At 41.8% G+C, this 22,285-nt stretch carries 14 protein-coding genes; 12 read left to right on the top strand and 2 right to left on the bottom strand.

The features are described 5' to 3' along the window. Nucleotides 1-61: 61 nt before the first annotated feature. Complete coding sequence (locus AB4128_RS10565) at nt 62-1,258, top strand: DNA cytosine methyltransferase (protein WP_372037607.1); 1,197 nt, start codon at nt 62-64, stop codon at nt 1,256-1,258. Here the strand turns inward: AB4128_RS10565 and AB4128_RS10560 are convergent. Both AB4128_RS10560 and metH read right to left on the bottom strand, forming a co-directional pair. Beyond that, nucleotides 1,255-3,081 carry an ATP-dependent endonuclease gene (locus AB4128_RS10560; protein ID WP_372037606.1) on the bottom strand — a complete coding sequence of 609 codons (1,827 nt, stop codon included), beginning with the start codon at nt 3,079-3,081 and terminating at the stop codon, nt 1,255-1,257. The genes AB4128_RS10565 and AB4128_RS10560 overlap by 4 nt on opposite strands. A gap of 1,363 nt (nt 3,082-4,444) precedes the next feature. Then, on the bottom strand, nt 4,445-8,161 hold the full coding sequence (gene metH / locus AB4128_RS10555) for a methionine synthase (RefSeq protein ID WP_372037605.1): 3,717 nt from the start codon (nt 8,159-8,161) through the stop codon (nt 4,445-4,447). A gap of 325 nt (nt 8,162-8,486) precedes the next feature. Here metH and AB4128_RS10550 point away from each other — a divergent pair, with 325 nt between their 5' ends. From AB4128_RS10550 to AB4128_RS10500, 11 genes are all read left to right on the top strand, one after another. Next, the gene (locus AB4128_RS10550; RefSeq protein ID WP_372037604.1) at nt 8,487-9,281 is read left to right on the top strand and encodes a histidine phosphatase family protein; all 795 of its coding nucleotides are present in this window, start codon (nt 8,487-8,489) and stop codon (nt 9,279-9,281) included. Nucleotides 9,282-9,674: 393 nt separating this feature from the next. After that, a complete protein-coding gene (locus tag AB4128_RS10545) occupies nt 9,675-9,845 on the top strand; it encodes a hypothetical protein (protein WP_162928439.1) in 171 nt (56 codons plus the stop codon). Further along, a complete protein-coding gene (locus AB4128_RS10540) occupies nt 9,842-10,702 on the top strand; it encodes an ABC transporter ATP-binding protein (protein ID WP_372037603.1) in 861 nt (286 codons plus the stop codon). Before AB4128_RS10545 ends, AB4128_RS10540 begins: the two co-directional genes overlap by 4 nt. After that, on the top strand, nt 10,702-11,817 hold the full coding sequence (locus AB4128_RS10535; RefSeq protein WP_065108703.1) for an iron ABC transporter permease: 1,116 nt from the start codon (nt 10,702-10,704) through the stop codon (nt 11,815-11,817). Before AB4128_RS10540 ends, AB4128_RS10535 begins: the two co-directional genes overlap by 1 nt. A 21-nt stretch (nt 11,818-11,838) precedes the next feature. After that, complete coding sequence (gene cobT / locus AB4128_RS10530) at nt 11,839-12,888, top strand: nicotinate-nucleotide--dimethylbenzimidazole phosphoribosyltransferase (RefSeq protein WP_372037602.1); 1,050 nt, start codon at nt 11,839-11,841, stop codon at nt 12,886-12,888. 79 nt (nt 12,889-12,967) lie between these two features. Continuing rightward, complete coding sequence (locus AB4128_RS10525; RefSeq protein ID WP_282166333.1) at nt 12,968-13,777, top strand: adenosylcobinamide-GDP ribazoletransferase; 810 nt, start codon at nt 12,968-12,970, stop codon at nt 13,775-13,777. After that, on the top strand, nt 13,774-14,322 hold the full coding sequence (cobU, locus tag AB4128_RS10520; RefSeq protein WP_372037601.1) for a bifunctional adenosylcobinamide kinase/adenosylcobinamide-phosphate guanylyltransferase: 549 nt from the start codon (nt 13,774-13,776) through the stop codon (nt 14,320-14,322). The genes AB4128_RS10525 and cobU overlap by 4 nt, the downstream gene beginning before the upstream one ends. 217 nt (nt 14,323-14,539) lie before the next feature. Further along, on the top strand, nt 14,540-16,147 hold the full coding sequence (locus tag AB4128_RS10515) for a cobyric acid synthase (protein ID WP_372037660.1): 1,608 nt from the start codon (nt 14,540-14,542) through the stop codon (nt 16,145-16,147). Next, a complete protein-coding gene (gene cobO / locus AB4128_RS10510) occupies nt 16,147-16,800 on the top strand; it encodes a cob(I)yrinic acid a,c-diamide adenosyltransferase (protein ID WP_372037600.1) in 654 nt (217 codons plus the stop codon). Before AB4128_RS10515 ends, cobO begins: the two co-directional genes overlap by 1 nt. A 1,252-nt stretch (nt 16,801-18,052) precedes the next feature. Further along, nucleotides 18,053-19,105: a hypothetical protein gene (locus AB4128_RS10505; protein ID WP_055023636.1), complete on the top strand. Its 1,053-nt coding sequence runs from the start codon at nt 18,053-18,055 to the stop codon at nt 19,103-19,105. A 34-nt stretch (nt 19,106-19,139) separates the two neighbouring features. After that, entirely contained in the window at nt 19,140-22,271 is a 3,132-nt protein-coding gene (locus AB4128_RS10500; protein WP_372037599.1) for an ExeM/NucH family extracellular endonuclease, read from the top strand. The last annotated feature ends 14 nt before the right edge of the window (nt 22,272-22,285 follow it).

The raw sequence follows: 22,285 nt of genomic DNA, 5'->3' as shown, positions 1-22,285 counted from the left end.
CTGTTATATTAATACTGTGATCAGTATAATTCTGCCTAAATATCATTTCTATTGCGAAACTATGTCAAACCAACTAACAGCTATTGATTTATTTGCAGGTGCCGGAGGCTTTTCTTTGGCTGCCCATCAGCAAGATTTTGATATTTTGGCTGCTGTTGAGTTTGATAAACAAGCCTCAGAAACCTATCACTACAATCTGGTTGAACGCTTAGGCGCGCAAACACAAGTATTTCAGCAAGATATTAACAAAGTTGATATTCAAAACTTAATGAAGTTTCAAGGTATTAAGCAAGGTGAACTCGATTTGTTGTTAGGTGGACCACCTTGTCAAGGCTATTCAGCACATCGAATTAACAATGCTGGCATTGAAGACCCTAGAAACCAGTTACTTATTAGATATTTTGATTTTGTTAGTGCATTGCGCCCTAAAGTTTTTCTTGTAGAAAATGTTCCTGGTTTGCTCTGGAAAAAGCATGAGTTATTCTTGAATAAGTTCTTAGGGCTAGCGAATTCCTATAACTATAAAGTGATAGGTGATGCTCCTTTGATTATAAATTCAAGGGACTTTGGTGTACCTCAAAACCGTAAAAGAGCATTTATATTAGCAGTCAGAGAAGACTTGCATTTGAGTGATCTCTCCTGGCCACCTCAAGCAACTCACTTTGCACCGTCTTCTGATAAAATGCCTTGGAAAACTGCATCTTCAGTATTTGAAAAACCACCAGTTAAAGTATTACAAGAACTAGTAAAGCGCATTCAAGAAACTACAAATTTAGATTTGGTAAGTGCTAAGTCATTAGTGGATGAATTAGAATTTGGTAGTCCGTTACTAGAAAGCGATCCATGCAATTTTCATATGAACCACACAGATGCATTAACTCAGCGTTTTATTGAGACTCCGCTTAATGGTAGTCGTGAAGATATTGCTTTTCGTTTAAAGTGCCATAGTGAAGGTTATAAAGGGCATAAAGATGTTTATGGTCGAATATTTTTTAATACACCGTCAAATACAATAACTACGGGTTGCAACAATCCGTCGAAAGGCCGATTTGTTCACCCTTGGCTGAATCACGGAATAACACTTAGACATGCTGCAAGACTTCAAAGCTTTCCTGATGATTATATTTTTAAAGGTACAACTACGGAGCAAGCTAGGCAAGTTGGTAATGCAGTACCTATTGGATTAGGTACTGCATTAATTGAAACGATTAAACATTCAATACTCATAAAGAACTTGTCTGTTAGTGATGTTGCTTAATCAATATCACTGATCTGTAAAATACCTTTAAGTAAGTCTTTAAACTCTATCCAAAGGTCGTGATTAAGGTCCCTATTATTCAGCATCATCTCTTGAACAAGCAATATGCTACTTGCATCTGTTTTTGAAAATACCTTATCGGCTAGATCTTTAAATTTATCTTTATATTTTATTGCGTTAATGCCTTGGCACAACGCCTTCATTGTTGTCGTATTATTAGCCACTTCCCATATTAGTTCTTCTGGTGTGTCGGTATTTAAATAATTGAAATGTTTATGAAAAGAGTCTAGTACTTTTAATAGTAGGCTATTTCTTTGTTGCTCTTGAATTTCTTTACTTGCTTTCCCGCCCAAAGGAGGGAGTGGAAATTTCTGGCCACTAATACCTATTTGCTCTTCAATTATACTATTTAATTTTCCATACTCACTCACTGGTATATCAACAGAGTGACGAGGAACAATATCACGTCTCATATCACCATCTAATATAACGATGCAAGAGGATGGTTCAGGATTTGATAAAGCAAAATTAACTGTTAAGTTTTTTGTTATTGCGTGAGCTCCACCGGGGTGAGGAAGTATTTGCAGTTCATTTAAGTATTCTTTATCGATCTCAGATATTGCCTTCTCAATCATAAGCTTGGCTAAGTCATCCTCAACATAAATAACTTTGCTTTTGTTATCGTTTTTTCCACCTAATCTGAAAAATGCTTGGTCTGGGGATGCCTCAGATGCTACGGAGTAAGTTCCATTTGCTTCGTCTAAGTAAAATAACTTAATAGCTTTATTTGGCAGTTTTTGTAGAAAAGTCTCAGAATGTGTTGAGATGACAATCTGGCAAAAATCAACTGTTGCTTTGTATAATAATAGCTCTCTTAATTTCAATTGCGCACCAGGATGCAATGATACTTCCGGCTCATCTAGTAGTATTAAGGAGTGTGCCTTTGTTCTTAATATTTTTATAACAGAAGTAACTACTGCTACTTCCCCGCTACCAGCAACAGCTTCAGAGTAACTTTGATCTTTCTTACTAAAAATTATTGAAAAACCAGACTGATTAAAAAAATCATGGAGTAATATCTTTGCTGATAAGTAATCCTTCCCGAGGATTTTATTAGTCCATTCTAGTTCCTGCGGCGATAATTCTCTTAGCTTCTTTAGTGTTTTACTATGCCAGGAACTTGGAACAACACCACTAGTAATACAGCTATTTAATGCATTGGAGCGATGCCGTAAAAAGTCTTTCTTATTTCTAATTGTCGGGCGAGCTTCAAAGTCGCCAAAATAAAAGCTTTTATCAAATGCTGATATCTCAGATCTAAAATCAATGTATGTAACATCTTTTTCAACGGCTTTCCATCTAGTTTCGCTTCGAAAGTTTTTATCTTTAGGAAGAAATGGTGGCATCTTTTCCATACCATCTTTTGCCGCAGGCCTAGCAGACTCCCAATAATCAGGATCAGCATTTTGATTGGCAGTTTTACTTCGCTGGGTTCTTTTGTTGAGTATCTCAACAGACTTTTTATAACCTTTAGGTTTAAATTTATAAATAAACCTATTTATATCACTGCCGCTTTCGACTATAGGGTCAATGTTAGTAGAAAACCAAAAGTCACTGACACTATTGCCACTCGTAGCGCCAAAAAGAGCCTGAAGAACGGAGGACTTTCCTGAACCGTTTGGACCTACAAGTGCAGTAAAAGGAAAGTCGAAAGTGATCGCTTGATTACGAGATATTTTTTTAAAGAATGGAAATCTTATTTGTTCAATATAGTTATCAAAAACCTTTAACCCGCGGCGTTCTAACGTTGTAATATAGTCCATTAGGTACTTTTAATAATAAAATCATAAGTTAATGATTGTACCTATATTCTTAATGACGACAAGATTAATCTTTTATACTCATAATTTTTATTAACTACTCAGAGTCGGACGAATCCCCACAAAAAGAACTTAATAAATAATGAGATAGATAGAAAGTTGAGGAACATTCATGCCATTTGGTGATCAAATTTATCGCCAAACAAAAATTACCACGAGTCAATGCCATGAATGCAAAACAAGTTTTATCAAAATGCCTATCGCTTATCACCCCGCTTATGAACAAAATCCGCCGACAGAGTTTGTTCTCTCCAATCTAGTTTTTGGGTCAGAGTAAACTAATCCAAAGACCGCCGCAGTCTCCAACAATTCCCCATTCCAAGTTGCTGAAATACGGAGATGAAAATACCGTATAGCCATCATGGATGATGGCTAAGGCTCAGGGGGACATGGATGTCCCGTCTGAGGCGTTAGGTATTATTATTGGAGTATGAAGCTTATTCGCTTTGAAAGAATAACTTGGTTGGGGCGCTGCGGGTTTGTTAAGGGGGCAAGCGCTTTCCCCCTTGACTCTGGTGTGGGCGAAGCGCCACGACGTTAATCAGCCATTAGGCTGAAATGGCAGAGGCACATTCAAAAATGACCAAACACCGCCGCAGCCTACAGCTAACCTCCCCATTCCAAGTTGCTGAAATACGCAGATGAAAATACCGTGTAGCCATCATGGATGATGGCTAAGGCTCAGGGGGGCATGGATGTCCCGTCTGAGCCGTTAGGTATTTTTATTGGAGTATGAAGCTTATTCGCTTTGCAAGAATAACTTGGTTGGGGCGCTGTGGGTTTGTTAAGGGGGACAAGCGCTTCGGGTGTGGGCGAAGCGCCACGACGTTAATCAGCCATTAGGCTGAAATGGCAGCGGCATATTCAAACGAAGTTTAGAATCCTAAAAACTAAATGAAAATAAAACGATAATCCTGAACGACCTAACACCGCCGCAGTCTCCAACAATACCCCATTCCAAGTTGCTGAAATACGGAGATGAAAATACCGTGTAGCCATCATGGATGATGGCTAAGGCTCAGGGGGACATGGATGTCCCATCTGAGCCGTTAGGTCTTTTTATTGAAGTATGAGGCTTATTCGCTTTGAAAGAATAACTTGGTTGGGGCGGCAAGGGATATCGAAAAGGGAAATGCTGTTGTTTCCCTTTCGTCGGGTGTGGGCGAAGCGCCACGACGTTAATCAGCCGTTAGGCTGTAATGGCAGCGCCATCATCCAAACGAAGTTTAGAATCCTAATAAAGAGTAACCAAGTGATTACTCAACATCACTATCTATTCTGGATCACTCTTATTCAGGATCACTCTCTATTCTGGATCATAATCCAAAACCGGTGCTAACCAGCGTTCGGTTTCTTCAATACTCATGCCTTTACGAGCAGCATAATCTTCAACCTGATCTTTACCTACATTCGTTACACCAAAATAGCGTGATTTAGGGTGGGCAAAGTACCAGCCTGATACCGCTGCGGTTGGGAACATGGCGTAGCTTTCTGTGATGTTCAAACCGATGGTTTCATCAGGTTTGAGTAAATCCCACAGCAAGCCTTTTTCTGTATGATCTGGGCAAGCTGGGTAACCTGGAGCTGGGCGAATGCCTTTGTATTTTTCACGGATGAGGGCTTCGTTATCTAACACTTCATCTGCTGCGTAACCCCAAAATTCTTTACGTACACGTTCATGCATACGCTCGGCAAAGGCTTCGGCTAAACGGTCAGCTAAACATTTGAGCATAATCGCGTTGTAGTCATCATGGTTTGCTTCAAAGCGTGCCACATGTTCGTCGATACCGTGACCTGCGGTTACCGCAAAGCCGCCCATGTAATCGGCCACACCTGAGGCTTTTGGCGCAACAAAGTCGGACAAACAGAAGTTGTCATTGCCCACACGTTCAAGCTGCATGCGTAAGTGATGAGTGGTCATTTCAACTTCGGTGCGAGTCTCGTCAGTGTAAAGCTCAATGTCGTCATGGTTGACGGTGTTTGCTGGGAATAAGCCGATGACGGCTTTGGCCGTGAGCCACTTTTCACTGATGATGGTTTCAAGCATAGCTTTGCCATCTTTATAGAGTTTACGGGCTTCTTCACCAACGACTTTATCATCAAGAATGTCTGGGAAGCGGCCGTGTAGCTCCCAGCTTCGGAAAAACGGGGTCCAGTCGATACGATCAACTAAGTCTTCTAATGGGTAGTCATCAAATACTTGACGACCTAATACATTAGGTGTGAATGGTGTGTACTTGCCCCAATCATGCTGGCAGCGGTTTTCACGGGCAGCGTCAATTGACACAATGGTTTTACGCTTAGTCTGTGATAAACGTTTTTCTCGCATCATCTCGTATTCGTTATACGCTTCATCAATGGTGGCTTGGCGTGTGTCATTACTGATGAGTTTTGACACCATTGGCACGGCGCGAGACGCATCGGCAATGTAAATGGCCCCAGTGGGTGAGTGTGGGGCAATTTTAACGGCGGTATGAATTTTTGAGCAAGTAGCGCCGCCAATGATGGATGGAATGGTTAAACCTGCTTTATGGAAGGCTTTAACGTTATGCACCATTTCATCAAGGCTTGGGGTAATCAGTCCCGACATGCCAATAATATCAACGTTTTCAGCAATGGCGACTTCGATGATTTTCTCAACAGGTACCATTACGCCTAAATCAATCACCTCATAACCATTACAAGCTAATACCACACCAACGATATTTTTACCGATATCGTGCACATCGCCTTTAACGGTCACCATGAGGATTTTACCGTTGGATTGACCTTCCACTTTTTCGGCTTCAATAAATGGGTTTAAATAGGCCACGGCTTTTTTCATCACTCGGGCGGATTTCACCACTTGCGGCAAGAACATTTTACCCGCGCCAAATAAGTCACCGACGACATTCATGCCATTCATTAATGGCCCTTCAATCACATCCAGTGGACGGACTGCTTGTAGGCGTGCTTCTTCAGTGTCCTGGTCAATAAATTCAGTAATCCCTTTAACTAAGGCGTGGGATAAGCGCTCTTCAACAGGCCAAGCTCGCCATGCTAAATCTTCTTTTTTCGCGACTTGTTTACCGTCACCACGAAACTTTTCAGCGACATCAAGCAGTTGTTCTGTATTGGTTGAATCAGCAACGGGGCAAGGTAAATTTTGCACCACGTTTTCAACTTTTTCTTTAAGTTCAGGGTCGATATCATCATAAATGGCTAATTGACCCGCGTTAACAATCCCCATGTCCATACCTGCTTGAATCGCATGGTATAAAAACACCGCATGAATGGCTTCACGCACTGGGTTGTTGCCACGGAACGAGAACGACACATTCGATACACCGCCAGAGATCATCGCATAGGGTAATGTGGCTTTGATGTCTTTAATCGACTCAATAAAGTCGACAGCGTAATTGTCGTGCTCTTCAATTCCGGTGGCAATCGCAAATATATTAGGGTCAAAAATAATGTCTTCAGGTGGAAAGCCAACCACATCAACTAATACACGATAAGCACGCGTACAAATTTCAGTTTTACGGGCTCGGGTATCGGCCTGGCCGTCTTCATCAAAGGCCATGACAATGGCAGCAGCGCCATAGCGTTTGACTAATGTGGCTTGTTTGATAAAGGCTGCTTCGCCTTCTTTCATTGAAATTGAGTTAACAATGGATTTGCCTTGTACGCATTTAAGGCCTGCTTCAATGACATCCCATTTAGATGAGTCAATCATAATAGGCACACGAGAAATGTCTGGCTCTGAGGCGATTAAGTTTAAGAACTTTTTCATCGACTCTGCGCCATCAAGCATGCCTTCATCCATGTTGACGTCGATGATTTGCGCGCCGTTTTCAACTTGCTCGCGTACCACATCTAAGGCTTCTTCAAACTTTTCTTCTTTAATTAAACGTAAGAATTTAGCAGAGCCTGTGACGTTCGCGCGCTCGCCAACGTTAACAAATAATGAGTCACCATCGATGGTTAACGGTTCAAGCCCAGATAAACGACACGCAACAGGGATGTCAGGGATAGTGCGAGGTGCGTGGGTGATAACGGCATCACGAATCGCGCTGATATGTGCCGGTGTGCTACCACAACAACCGCCAACAATATTCAGCATGCCTTCTGCTGCCCAGTCGATAATAACCTCGGCCATCTCTTCTGGCGTTTCATCGTAACCGCCAAATTCATTGGGCAGGCCGGCATTGGGATGCGCTGAGACATGACATTCTGCAATGCGAGATAATTCTTCTACATATGGACGTAACTCTTTAGGGCCTAATGCACAGTTAAGGCCAATAGAAATCGGTTTGATGTGGCGCAGTGAGTTATAAAAACCTTCAGTGGTTTGTCCGGTTAATGTCCGGCCTGATGCATCGGTAATCGTGCCTGATATCATTACTGGCAGGCGATCGCCTAAAGTATCAAACACGGTTTCAATGGCAAATAGGGCGGCTTTGGCATTGAGAGTATCAAAGATGGTTTCTACCATAATGATATCTGCGCCACCTCCAATTAATGCAGTGGTGGATTCGACATAGGCATCAACAAGCTCATCGAAACTGACATTACGAAAACTGGGATCATTCACATCTGGGCTAATCGAACAAGTACGGTTGGTTGGCCCTAGAACACCTGCAACATAACGTTTAATGCCTGTTTGTGCTTCTACTTCGTCAGCGGCGTCGCGGGCAACTCTAGCGCCTTCGAGGTTGATTTCAGCCGACAAGCTTTGCATGTCGTAATCAGCCATCGCAATGGTCGTGGCGTTAAAGGTATTGGTTTCAATAATGTCAGCGCCCGCTAACATGTATTTAGTGTGAATGTCTTTAATGATTTGGCGCTGGCTTAGTACCAACATGTCATTATTGCCTTTCACATCGCAATGCCAGTCTTTGAAGCGCTCGCCACGGTAATCTTCTTCTTCCAATTTATAGTCTTGGATCATTGTCCCCATGGCACCATCGAGGATCACGATACGCTCTTTTAGCGTATTGGTAAGTTGTTCAAGAACCTGACTGTAGGAAGTCGACTTCGCCATATTTGAGTACCTTTATTGCTATGCTAGCAGTTGCTATTAGCTATTTCTTATTATGTGAATATTCGAAACTTGAGAAATTAGCATACCTTGTTTTGCACTATATAAAAGGCGGCCTAAGTCAAACTCGCTTCGTAAAAGTATTCAGCATTAATATTTGTTTGGACATTTAAACGTATAGACGTCCATAATACGTGAAGTTTGTTTCCAAGAGCAAGTGTCAGAATGCACTAACTCAGTCCAGTATGATGAATAATGCTGAACTTGGTGCAGATAAACGGTTTTGTGAACGGTGAACGTGCAGGAATGTATAAAAAGGGAGCCTAGAGTGACTAGATTATCACACGCTAAGATAGTATTACTGCGACACGGACAATGTGAAGGCGGCAATATATTGCGTGGAAAAACGGATGTTAATTTGAGCGAACTCGGTGCGGCTACGATGCTAAATCGTATTAAGCAGATTGATTTTGTGCCTCATTTTCCGAAAGTAAGCTTGATAAGCTCACCTTTACAACGCTGCCAGCATTTTACTCATGGGTTATTTACTGAGTTAAATACTGCTAACACTGCCTTAAGTGAAATGAATGATGAGGCTCATCAGTCAGTCAACACGCCATTACCTGCGGTGCAGTTGATGCCTGAGTTGGCCGAAATTGATTTTGGTGACTGGGATGGGGTGTCATTTGATTCTTTATACGAACAGTTTGGCGATAAGATTAATCAATACTGGGACAATCCTTGGCAGCATACACCACCGAATGCAGAGTCGATGAGTGAATTTGAAACGCGTGTCGCATCTGGTTTTAACAAGGTGTGTCAGCAATTACGTCAAGTGGCGAACAGCCCTGAGCTTAAAGGTAACAGTCCTGAGCTTAAAGGTAACAGCCCTGAGCTTAACGTAAATCGTTCTGAGTTAGCAAAAAATACCCCTGAACCTTTGGCTATTATCGTCACTCATGGTGGTGTCATACGTACCATCATTGCTTTGGTGCTTGGTCTTGAACAATGCCAAGGCATATATAACACCTTATCCATTGATTACGCCGCGACGGTTTCTATTTCAGTTTTTTGGGCAGATGAAAGCAGCGAGCCTAAGTTTCAACTTCATTGGTCTGCATAGAGTCAATAATAGGGGGCACATCAGCGCGTTTTTGCTGAACAAGCCCTTAATTTAGCGTACAATCTTTACATACTTTTTTACGTGTTATCTTAATCTGTAAGAAAGCATAAAATAGGTCGCGATAGCGGATGGGTTATTGTCGCTATCGTTTAAGTATAAATAAAGTTAATCTGTTTTGTCATACTAACGGATGAATAGGGAATCATGGTTCAATTTGACTCAAGGTCAGATTGATTAGCATGAACTGTACCCGCAACTGTAATGTTATTTTTTACGAATAACTAAGTCAGATACCTAGCTTTTTTATGATGGTTCACAGCCTTTTACGCACTGCATTTATTCACTATCCAGTGCCTTTAATCAACCTGAGCGGGTGACTCAGGCGGAGAATTCATGTTTTATACCACTGTAATACATGGCGCTGCATTAGATTGCATTGCGTTTATGTGTCAGAACCTAGCTAGATTAGGTCATTGCTTGTCAGGTCACGTCGCATTAGATGCTCAACGCGTCAGTGTGTGTGCTTTACGTATTAAGTCTGCTTTTCTGGCGACGGCTTCATGACTCAAAATCAGCAGCAACGAGATGGCTCAATGTGTGAGGCGCTTAAGGTGGCTCGACTTTATTGGTCAGTGCAACAACAGGCGATTCTTTCCAATGTCAGCTTTTCACTGCAACAAGGTGAAATGCTGGGACTGATTGGTCCAAATGGCGCAGGCAAGTCCAGTTTATTGCGCTGCTTGTATCGTTATATCTCACCAGATAGAGGCCAGATCACCTTGTTTGGTGAAGATATTAGCCGCATCAGCCAAAAGCATTTAGCGACAAAAGTTGCTGTCGTTCAACAAGAGACTCCGCATTATTTTGCAATGAGCTGTGAACAAATCGTGGCAATGGGATTAACGCCTCATAAAGGGCTATTTGAAACAGATACTCAAGCTGATAAACATAATGTGATGCAAGCGCTAGATAAAGTCGGTTTGGCGTTAAAAGCAAGCCAACAATATGAACAGCTTTCTGGAGGCGAAAAGCAGCGTGCACTTATTGCCAGAGCTATTGTACAAAAACCGCAGTTGTTAATCCTTGATGAGCCAACAAATCATTTAGATATTCGTTATCAGATCCAAATTTTAGAATTGGTGCGCCAGTTGGGGATCAGTGTTATAGCGTCAATTCACGATCTGAACTTAGCCAGTGCAGTGTGTGATAGGTTGTTATTGTTAAATCAGGGCGCGTGTATAGCTCAAGGGTTACCAGATCAAGTGTTAACCGAGCAGATTATCGGCGATGTGTTTGGTGTTTGCTGCCAAGTTAATCGCCATCCCCAACATGGTAAGCCATTGATTACCTATTTTTACGGTTATCAAGATGAGCATCCCCATCATCAAACACGGCAACAAGATAACAAGGAGGGGATTTAATGTTTGCGACTTATTCCCTTCGCCATAAATGCTTATTGGCATTGACAGCATTGATGACCTTAATTACCCCAATTGCAGCAGCCAGTTTTGGTGCGGCAAATATTAGTTTCGGACAAGTTTTTTTACTTTTTACAGAACCCATGTTGGGCGCTTCTGCAAGCACTGATGGCGTAACGGCAATAACTGAACGTATTGTGTTTGAGTTGCGTATGCCACGGATTATATTGGCGTTTATTGCTGGTGCCGGCTTAGCTTTGGCTGGCAGCGTGTTGCAAACTGTTACGAGAAACCCATTAGCTGATCCCTATTTATTTGGTATAAGTTCTGGTGCCTCTTTTGGCGCTGTGTTGGTGTTGAGTTTTTTCGGCACTCAAGGCTTAGTGCAGCAATGGCTTTCGCAGTCCGATAGCTTATGGGCTGGCGCGATTTACCGGTCAGGGTTATTTAGTCATGATGCGTGGTGGTCTTGGTCATCATTAAGTCTTCCTGTCGGGGCATTTATCGGTGCGCTTTTTTCAGTGCTATTAGTGCTGTCGTTATCGGGTTTTGGCAGAGCAAGTCAGGTGGAAAGAATGCTGCTCTCAGGGGTCGCTACCTCTTTTATGTTTGGCGCATTAACTAGCTTAGTGCTGTATTTCTCAAGCCCTCAAGCAGCGGCGTCTGTTTTGTTCTGGAGCCTTGGAAGTTTTGCCAAAGCCAGTTGGTCAGGTTTGATTATCCCAGCTGTTGTAGTGTGCTCCAGCGTGATAATTATTCTTGCGTTCAAGCGTCAAGTGATTGCGATACAAGCTGGGGATGAAACTGCCCACTCACTAGGGGTCAATGTCGCCAGATTAAGGCTATATATGTTGATTCTGTGCTCGCTGATTACAGCAACTTTAGTCGCCAGTTGTGGTGGTATCGGCTTTGTAGGCTTGATGATCCCTCATACTGTAAGGTTACTCTTTCCTGGCCAGCAACCTATTTTTACAACAGTGTTTGTAGGGGGCTTATTTATGGTGTGGATTGATGTATTAGCTCGTTGTTTGTTGTCCAACCAAGAATTGCCTGTCGGTATAATTACTGCGGCAATTGGTAGTGTGTTTTTCTTATTTGTGTTACGTCACCGCCGCTAGGCGCATTTGGGAGTATGAAGTATGTTCGCAGTTGATCCCGTTAATCATCTTAATGATGAACAGATCCAACATAAAATAAACCAAAAAACCAAACCGTTAGGGGCATTAGGCTCACTTGAGTCGTTGGCAAAGCAAATAGCGCAAGTACAGTTAACTGAACCATTTAATAACCGCCAAAAGTTAGCCATTAATCAGCCAGCAATGTTGGTCTTTGCAGGTGATCACGGCATCGCAAATCACGGGGTGTCGATTGCGCCTAGTGCAGTGACTCAGCAAATGGTGAACAATTTTGCGAGTGGCGGTGCGGCGATTAATGTGTTTTGTCGTCAAATGGGATTGAATCTGGAAGTCATTGATTGCGGTATGTTAACTCCAAGCGACCACCCTAAAGTGACTGATCATAGGCTAGGAGCCGGTACTCAGGCTATTCATCAAAAACAAGCAATGGATTTACTCGCAGTAAAAGATGGTTTTAGTTTTGCCAATGACCTAGTGCAGCGACATTTTGATTCTGGCTGCAATCTTATTGCATTAGGGGAAATGGGGATTGGTAATACATCTTCAGCGGCAGCCATAATGGCTGCGATGCTAAAATTAGATGTCAAAGAGTGTGTTGGACGTGGGACTGGCATTGATGATGAGTCCTTTGCACTTAAACGTGAGTTATTAACGGTTGCAATGAATCTTCACCGCGACAAAATTCATGATCCTGTAAATGTACTGGCTTGCTTAGGTGGCTTTGAAATTGTGCAAATGACTGGCGCAATTTTAGCGGCATCAGAAAAGAAAATGCTGGTGGTGATAGACGGCTTTATCGCAACGGCGGCAGCGTTAGTTGCGGTGGCATTACACCCAAGTGCTAGAGACTACCTTATTTTTGCCCATCAATCCGATGAGCAAGGCCACCAAAAAATGCTACAAGCGTTAGATGCTAAACCTTTATTGTCGCTGGGTTTACGTTTGGGTGAAGGCACAGGCGCTGCGTTGTCATTACCTATGATTCAAGCGGCGGTCAATTTTTACAATGATATGGCCAGTTTTGACAAAGCTGGTGTCAGTAATGTGGTTTAAGTTATGGCTTTGCCTGTGCTCAGTTAATGAAGCAACACTAGCTAATTCAAGATTATACTTAACTAACAAAGGATGATGAATGTCGTTGCAATCAGGCTCTGTAAATCGTGCCAGTTGGTTGAAAAAACAGCTTAATCTAGTGCTCATTGCGGTGAGTTTTTTTACCCGTATTCCTATTCCTAATTGGGTTGAATTTGACAGTGAAAAGTTAAATAAAGCCAGTCGTTATTTTGGTGTGGTGGGGTTACTGGTTGGCACAATGAGTGCGAGCGTGTTTTGGTTAAGCCAATTAGTGCTGCCTAATGGTGTTGCAGTGATCTTAGCGATTATCGCCAGCGTATTAATGACAGGAGGCTTTCATGAAGATGGCCTTGCTGATACGGCTGACGGCTTTGGTGGCGGCTGGAAAGTCGCTGATAAGCTACGCATTATGAAAGACTCTAGAATAGGGACTTATGGCACTTTAGCCGTAGGGTTAACCTTATTGTTAAAATGGCAACTATTGGTTGAAATTGCTCTATACAGCCCACTTAAAGCAGCAATTGCATTGATTGTAGCGCATCCTTTAAGTCGAGTTGTTGCAGCAAGCATGATTTTTTCTGAGCAGTATGTCACCGAAGATGACGGCAGTAAGTCAAAGCCTTTGGCTCAATATCAGCACATTAATGATTTATTGATTTTATGTTTAAGCGGTTTTGTCGTGCTGGCTTGTTTAAACGGTGTATTGGCGTTTGTTCTATTATTAGCGTTAGTGGCCACAAGACAATTACTGGTATGGGGATTTAATCGTCAAATTGGTGGTTACACTGGCGACACGTTAGGGGCTGCGCAGCAAGTAAGCGAAATTGTCTGCTACTGCATTATTTTAACTATAGGTTTATCAACATGATCCATCTAGTTTTAGGCGGAGCCCGTTCAGGGAAAAGTCGATACGGTGAGTCCATTGCAAAGCAGTATGCTGAGCAAGGTTTTCGTTGTGTTTACGTTGCCACTGCCACAGCCTTAGATGATGAAATGACGGCCAGAATAGCCAAACATCAGCAAGATAGAGTTGACTCCAATCTGCCATGGCAATTAATTGAAACACCAATGGCATTAGCCTCAACATTGCAAAACTACCACGCTGATGATTGCGTAATATTAGTCGATTGCCTCACCTTATATTTATCTAATCACTTAATTGCTAGTGAAGAAACGCACCGTAATGGCGTGGATGACTTATGGCAACAGCAAAAGCAAGCTTTGCTAGCTTGTTTACCGTCATTAAAAGGGCAAGTGATTTTTATCAGTAATGAAGTGGGTTCAGGGATTGTTCCGTTAGGGGAGTTAACCCGTCGTTTTGCTGATGAGGCTGGTTGGCTTAATCAAGCTATTGCTGCGCAAGCTGATAAGGTTAGCCTAGTGGTCGCAGGCATTCCCATATCACTAAAATAATGCGTCAACGTTAAATGACATCATGTCATCACTTACATAACCCAAATTTGAAGGATGATTGGCGTTAATGAGCAATCAAGAAAAGCCCGAAAGTCAGCAGCAACGCCATATGAACACTGCCCCCCAAGATGTGACTCAAGTTGATACTGATGATTCGGAGATACTACATCTGTTGAGTAAGCCTCATTCTTATCAAGCGGGTAAAGCGTTAACCTTAATGGTGCAAGGCACCACATCTGATGCAGGTAAGAGCACCTTAGTGGCAGGCTTATGTCGCTTATTTGCCAGAAAAGGCACGCAGGTTGCGCCATTTAAACCCCAAAATATGGCGTTAAATAGTGCAGTCACAGAAGACGGCGGTGAGATAGGTCGAGCTCAAGCATTGCAAGCGGTTGCATGTCAGCTTGAACCACATACTGACTTTAATCCGGTACTGTTAAAGCCAAGCTCTGATACGGGAGCGCAAATCATCATTCATGGTAAAGCACTGACTTCATTAGAGGCCAAAACGTTTTTTGGCCCAGAAAGTCGCCATTATAAAGCAACAGCGAAGAATGCTGTTTTGCAATCATTTGAGCGATTAACGCATCAATATGACATGGTCATCGTTGAAGGTGCAGGTAGCCCAGCAGAGATTAATTTACGTGAGGGTGATATTGCTAATATGGGCTTTGCTGAAGCCGTTGATTGCCCTGTCATTATTATTGCAGATATCGACAAGGGCGGCGTTTTTGCACACCTTGTAGGCACTTTAGCGCTGTTAAGTTTATCTGAACAATCCAGAGTGAAAGGCTTTGTTATTAACCGATTTAGAGGCGACATTAGTTTGTTGCAGTCGGGAATTGACTGGCTTGAAAGTTACACTAATAAGCCAGTATTAGGGGTATTACCTTACTTACATGATTTACACCTTGATGCAGAAGATGCCTTGATTGATAGCCCTTTAAAAACGAGTGACGTTATCGAGCATCAGCAAAAAATCACTGTGCTTGTATTTGTGTTTCCCAGGATCAGTAATCACACTGATTTTGACCCGCTTCGCTTACATCCACAGATTGATTTTCATTATATAAGTCAACAAACCCAAGCGAAATCGCTGCCGCCTGCCGCCGACTTAATTATCATGCCTGGCAGCAAAAATGTGCGCACCGATTTAGCTTTCATGCGTGAGCAAGGCTGGGACAAGCTGGTTAATAAGCACTTACGGTATGGCGGTAAAGTCATTGGTATCTGTGGCGGATATCAGATGTTAGGCCACCACATTGATGACCCATTAGGCATTGAAGACGAAGCCGGCTCAAGCAAAGGTTTAGGCTTGTTAGCATTAAACACCACACTCACGAATGAAAAATTACTCACCAAAGTAAGCGGTTACTTACAGCTTGATGACGATAAGGTAGCGGTGTCAGGTTATGAAATTCATTGTGGTGAAAGTCACTTATTGACTGAGGCTAACCTGAATCAACCTGTTGAAATATTTTATGAGCAAGCTGATACCAATGCTAATACCAGCGCTAAAAACAGCGCTAAAAGCAGCGTTAATAGCGTTGCTAATAAGAATATCGGCAATCACGAAGAAGATGAACAAACTGGGGTACCTTCGCTTCGTTTTGACGGACAAGTAAGTCATGATAATCAGATACTGGGATGCTATATGCACGGGCTATTTGACAGCCCCGATGCTTGCCAACTGATTTTACGCTGGGCAGGACTTTCATCTGCTGAGTCGTTGGATATTAATCAAATTCGAGAGCAACAATTAGAAAGATTAGCGGATGTGTTAGAAACACATCTTGATATGGAAAAATTAACAGGAAGTCTTTAATGGAAAAGTCTGAAAATGTCACCAATAACAGCATTGAATCAACTGAGGTTAACCATGCTGATACTAAGGCGCAACGTCATAAAGCTCGCCAGCAAAAACTCAAAGAAGGTGTCGATGCAAAAATTGCTGCAGCTCAAGATGAAAAGGGCATTTTATTAGTGCTTACGGGCAATGGTAAAGGCAAATCAACGTCTGGTTTTGGTGCTGTGACACGTTGTGTTGGTCATGGACAAAAGGCGGCCGTTGTGCAATTCATTAAAGGTGGATGGGAGTGCGGAGAGCGTAATCTACTGGAAAAAGTTGGGGTTGAATTCTATGTCATGGGCACAGGATTTACTTGGGAAACCCAAGATCGTGAAAAAGACGTGGCTGCTGCGGAGTCTGCTTGGCAAAATGCCGAAAAGTTACTTAAAGATGAATCGATAAACCTAGTGTTATTAGATGAGCTAACTTATATGGTGACATATAAGTATATCGATTTAGCCCGTGTGATAGAGGCGCTGAATAATCGTCCACCAATGCAGCATGTGATTATTACTGGACGTGCCTGTCACCGCGATATTATCGAATTGGCAGATACCGTAAGCGAAGTACAACCGATTAAGCATGCTTTTAATGACGGTATCAAAGCGCAAATTGGTTTCGACTATTAATAAAAAAGCTGTCGATACATCATTGTGTTTATGGGCGGCTGTTCTACAGATTTGACTGTGCCGCCTAAATTAAGGCTCAAACGTTCACGGGTAACCTTAGTATGTTTCCAGCTGCTCTTAGCTAATCACATTACCAGCCTTTCTTAACCTAGTCTCTCCTAACTTAGTCTCTCTTAACTTAGCCAATCAATTAACATCAGTCCCAACTCTGCGCATATCAAGCAGACTCTTCAATGCCTCATTTACGCTTTATAAATATACATATTCATTTTTAGCGGTATAACCTGGTGCGATTGATCTTCATCTTCTCGCTCTTGTTTTTGGCAAGACGCTAAATTGAATGAATCAAGAGCCTATTTGTTACTGGAAAGTAAAGTTAACCCCCTCGAGAAATTGTTTTACACTTCTAAATTAGATTTTTTGTGTTCTTTTTGTAACTAAATAACGTTGATTTTAATTTAACGTCGCATGTGATGAATATAAGTCTAACTAAATCGATTAAATAACAGTTTGTGTAAATTTGTATCTTATTTAATATTTGTTGATTTTTTATCTCTGTTTTTTATTTCGAACTATATTTGTAATATTACAATTTAAATATCTATCATTGTTTTTGGTTAAGTCTATGTTTGCTTGGTTTATTTTGTGATAGCTCGTAATTGTTGTTTTTATATGGCGCTGTTTTTATTAAAAGTCTCCTTCTTATATTCCTCTATTGTTTTGCAATACGGTTAATTATGTTTAGGTTCTTGTATCACTTGGTAGAAAGTTAAGTGCATATAATGTATAGGTTATTTCTCTTTTGTTAAACTTTGGTAGTGCTTATGTTTTGTGATGTGGATCTCTATCCGTGCCTTGCTATACATATGTAACTTGCTTAATATTCGAATGTTGATTGTGACGACTTCTTATATAAGTTAATCAAACAAATGTAATGACAATGTAAATGCTGAGGGTTTTGAAATGCCGCTTTAAATTGGGTGTTTTTTGTTCAATTCATTCCAGCTTTTTACAAGTTAATATTAACTGGTTATTAACAAATCGAGTGTTAACAGTGTTAATTCACCTCTGTTTTTGCTTGGTTTACATTTCTTTGAATATCTTTTGTTCGGTTTTTATTAATAAGTTTTTTAAATATGAAAACGCTTCCAATATGTTCATCGTCAATAAGTCAACCTCACACAAATAATAAATAAGTCAGAATTCAGCCTTCAAATGAAGTCACTGAAGTTTACTAATGGAAATAAACGCGATGCTTAAAAAAACAACAGTTGCAATCGCATTAGCCTCTTTGTTTTGTATGACAACTGCCAGTGCAGTGACATTACAACAAGAGGACAATGGGGATTACCTTGACCTTTATGGTGAAGTGGGTGTTGGTGGCCATTTTGGTACTAATTCAGATTACAACCATGACGAGTTTTATGACACCAAAGGGTATGTTGATGACAGTTTTGCAACCTTGGGAGTAAAAGGACAGCGCTCAAACTACATATACAGATTGGAGTTGGATTATCAACGTCGCAATTGGCTAGGTGGTGACGGCGAATTTGAACTTGCTATCGACAAAATGTATGTCGGTTATATGTTTGATGATCATCATTGGATTGAACTTGGTTTAACGGATACCGCTTTTGATGAATACGATCATTTCGGTGATTTTACATTTAATAAGTCTGTTGAAACTGGTGAAGCGGGCGATCAAGAAAACACGGTTAAGTACGAAGCTAAGTTCGATCATCTGCTTTACGGCGTTTCTTATTCTTATGAAGGAAAGCATAAGAATGGTTCACCTCAAGGTGACATTGTAAATGGCTACGTTGGTTGGATGTCAGACATTGTTTCTGTTGTTGCTGGTGTTGAAGCGCGTGGCGGTTCAGAAGGTGAGTCTAAGTATGGCGAACAGCAATTATTTGGTCTTGGGATGCGTGTTCAAGTGACCTCTGATATTGCATTAGGCTTAAATGGTTTTATTGAAGATGAAGATCTTGCAACACGTAAAAGTGGCGATGTGTATCTCGCTTATGAAACGTTCCGCAATTATGGCCTCACGTTAAGCGGTAAATACCAACTGAATGAATCTTGGGAATTTATAGCTTCAGCTAACCATGAAGAGTATGAGAGTTGGGATGTTGAAAGCCCGAACTATGACTTCACGGAATTACCCGCTGAATATGGCAAAGATCGTCGCTGGGCAAGCGTAGGTTTTAATTACCGCCCAGCAAGAGACATTGTGTTGTCTGTTGAAGGTCGTGTAGGCGAAGCGCCAGAAGCCGGCTATGCATACGTACGCATGTACTTCTAGTTTCATTTTCAGTTAAACAATTATCGAGTTTACTATGAAGAAAAGTTTCCTTTCACTGGCAATCGCCAGTGTCATCAGTGTAGGTGCCAACGCTGGCGTCAACGATCTACTGATCACCGAAATGGTGCAAAAAAATTATGGCGCTGAAGTTGGCTCTGTAGAAATTACGAATACTCACGCAACTGAATCTTTCACTTTTACCGATGAAACTGCCGCATTTATGTGGGGTAATGGTAAATACGAAAATCAAATGTTAACAGCTGAAGGTGAGCCGCTATTAACCGGTATTACAGTTGAAGCGGGTAAATCTGTTGTTGTACTTAATTCGGCTGCGAGTGACGAGTACAAACAAATCATTACTGATAATGGCGGAGCGTTCGTTATTGGTGAAGGTAATGGTAACTACAGTGATTTTTACTTAAGCGGTAATGACGGTTTTTATATTAAAAACGGTGATGTGATTATTGACCGAGTTGGCGCTGCGGATAATACAAGCGTATGGGCTGAAGACACAACTTTACGTCGTCGCCAAGACAGTGAAGGCAATGCGCCAGCTCCGTCAAGTGACTTTGATGCATCGCAGTGGGAAGTGATTACGCCACTGGATATGAGCACAGTTGGTGCGCCAAATCTTGCTGAATCATATGTTCCATTCGTATGTGAAAACTTAACCCGCATCAGTGACATTCAAGGTACTGGTGGCGAGTCTCCACTAAAAGGTGAAGCGGTTGCAGTGCAAGGTGTGGTAACTGCTGTTGTTGACCTACCTAAGAAAGGTTTCTATCTACGCGATGAAGTTGCAGATGGTAATCCATTAACGTCTGACGGTATTTTTGTTGAAAGTGGCAGCGCTGATAGCCAACTTGTCGGCCGCACCGTTTGTTTAGGTAGTGATGTTGCTGAAAGTTATGGTCAAACTCAGTTAAGTGCCGAAAACTGGGAAATCACTAACAGTGACTTTACTGCGACTGTTGCTACAGATATCGAAATACTCGATTCTGATGGTGGTTCTTTTGAAACCACATTAGCACGCTACGAAGGCATGGTGGTTAATTTACCAGAAGACTTGAATCCTCAACAAGAGGGTAATCAAGACATGCGTGTTTCTCGTAGTTTCAGCTTTAACTACGACAGTTTCCGCAACAATATGACGTTGGCTTATATGCGTCCTAACATGCAGCCAAATCAGTTAAATGTTGCTGGTACACCTGAGTCGATTGCAGCTGCAGCGCAAAATAATGACTATCGCTTAGTGATTGAAAGCGCGACACAGGCAAGTAATGACAATATCCCTTATTACCCTAATTTTTCAGTTGCACCTGAAAATAATTACATTCGCATTGATGACAGTGTAGTGGGTATGGAAGGTGTGATTAGTTACAGCTACGGCGACTACACCTTAACAGTTACCAATGAGCTAACGAGCAATAACTTTGTTCACAACCTGCCAAGAACTGATAGCCCTGATATTGATGAAACAGTAGCCGATGATGAATTTGCTATTCGTATCGCAAGTCAAAACCTATTCAATTACTTTAATTCGCCATTTGGCGGTGATCAAAACCAATTCGGCCAGAGCCGTGGTGCTGATACCTACAATGAATTCATCCAACAGAAAACTAAGTTAGTTGAAGCTATTCGTGCACTCGATGCTGACGTTGTTGGTTTGATGGAAATTGAAAACAATGGTTATGGACTAAAAAGTGCGATTGCAGATTTAGTCAATGAAGTTAACGTTTACTATAACGATGAGTATGCCGATAACTTTGATAAGCCTTACTCAACAGAAAACCGTTATGTGTTTGTTGGTTTCGACCACAACGGTAACCAAATGCTTGATGAGTTAGATGCTTTAGGTTCTGATGCAATTGCAACGGGTATTATTTATCGCCCAAGCAAGCTGAGTATTGAACGCACACGAGTTGTGACAATGCCACAACAAAAAGCGCCTACCATTGTTAATGACAACAACGAAGTCATCAAGGACAACAACGATGAGATCCTAGAAAGTGGTCAAAACTATCATCGTGATGCGCTAGTTGTCACCTTCATGGTAAACCAAACAGGTAAGCGTTTAACCTTAGCGGTTAATCACTTTAAATCTAAAGGGTCAACCTGTTGGGAAGACTGGCAAGGTGTTGAGTTTGGTGATGCCACTAAATGGACTGATGATGCGCCAGATCTTGATTACCAAGGTTCGTGTTCTGAGTTCCGTATTTCTGGTGCAGTACATTTAGCTGAAGAGTTAAAGTCTGTTGAAGGCGATAGCATCATCTTAGGTGATTTGAATGCTTACGCTAAAGAGGATCCGTTACTGGTTCTGACCGAAAATCCACGTAATAAAGCCTTGATGACAGCAAGCCATACTTTTGTTGGTACTAAGCCGCAATTTAATAGCGATGGGTCACCTGTGGCAATTACACAAAGCTACGGTTACATCGATATTATTTCTAAAGTCTTTGAAGAAAAAGGCAAAACACCTTGGAGTTATTCTTATAACGACGAAGTGGGCTCATTAGATCACATCTTAATTTCTCCATCGCTTGAAGATCGTGTGATTGATGCATCGGATTGGCACATTAATGCTGCTGAATCTAGCTTGTACGATTACAACAATGAATACAAAGGCGACTACGATAACGAGTACAACAAGTTTTATGCCGAAGATCACTTCCGCTCGTCGGATCATGATCCAGCGCTTGTGACACTAAGTTATTTACCGGGTGAAGCTGACTCAAGCACGCCTATCTATCTAACCAAGCTTAATAAGTTGATTAAAGTGCCATATCAGATCCCTGAAGCTGCAGGGGCTATGGCGGGTGATATCGCTAAGATTAAGCTCACACCAAAAGATGATGAAGCTAAATTAGACATGAGCCAATTGGTTGAACCGAATGTGGTATTAACTCAAGACGGCGAAACCTTGGTGAACTTCGAAGTGTTTGGTGCTCCATCTGCTCGTTTCACTGCCAAGGTGACACTGGAACGTGACGGAACAGTGGTTGATGGTTCTACGGTTTCATTAGATATCGAAGTCGCAAGTCGTGATGCATTAGTGGCTGATATCAAAGAAGAAAAACATGATGGTAGCGGCGGTAGCACCGGACTTATCAGTCTACTGAGTCTGTTGGGATTATCGGCATTACGTCGCCGTAATCGTAAATAAGTTCAACCCCAAAG

The organism is Shewanella sp. 10N.286.52.A9 (genome assembly GCF_041468985.1).
GTDB lineage: Bacteria > Pseudomonadota > Gammaproteobacteria > Enterobacterales > Shewanellaceae > Shewanella > Shewanella japonica.
The sequence above is the reverse complement of the archived record's forward strand: the minus strand, read 5'-3'. Positions and strand labels throughout refer to the sequence as shown.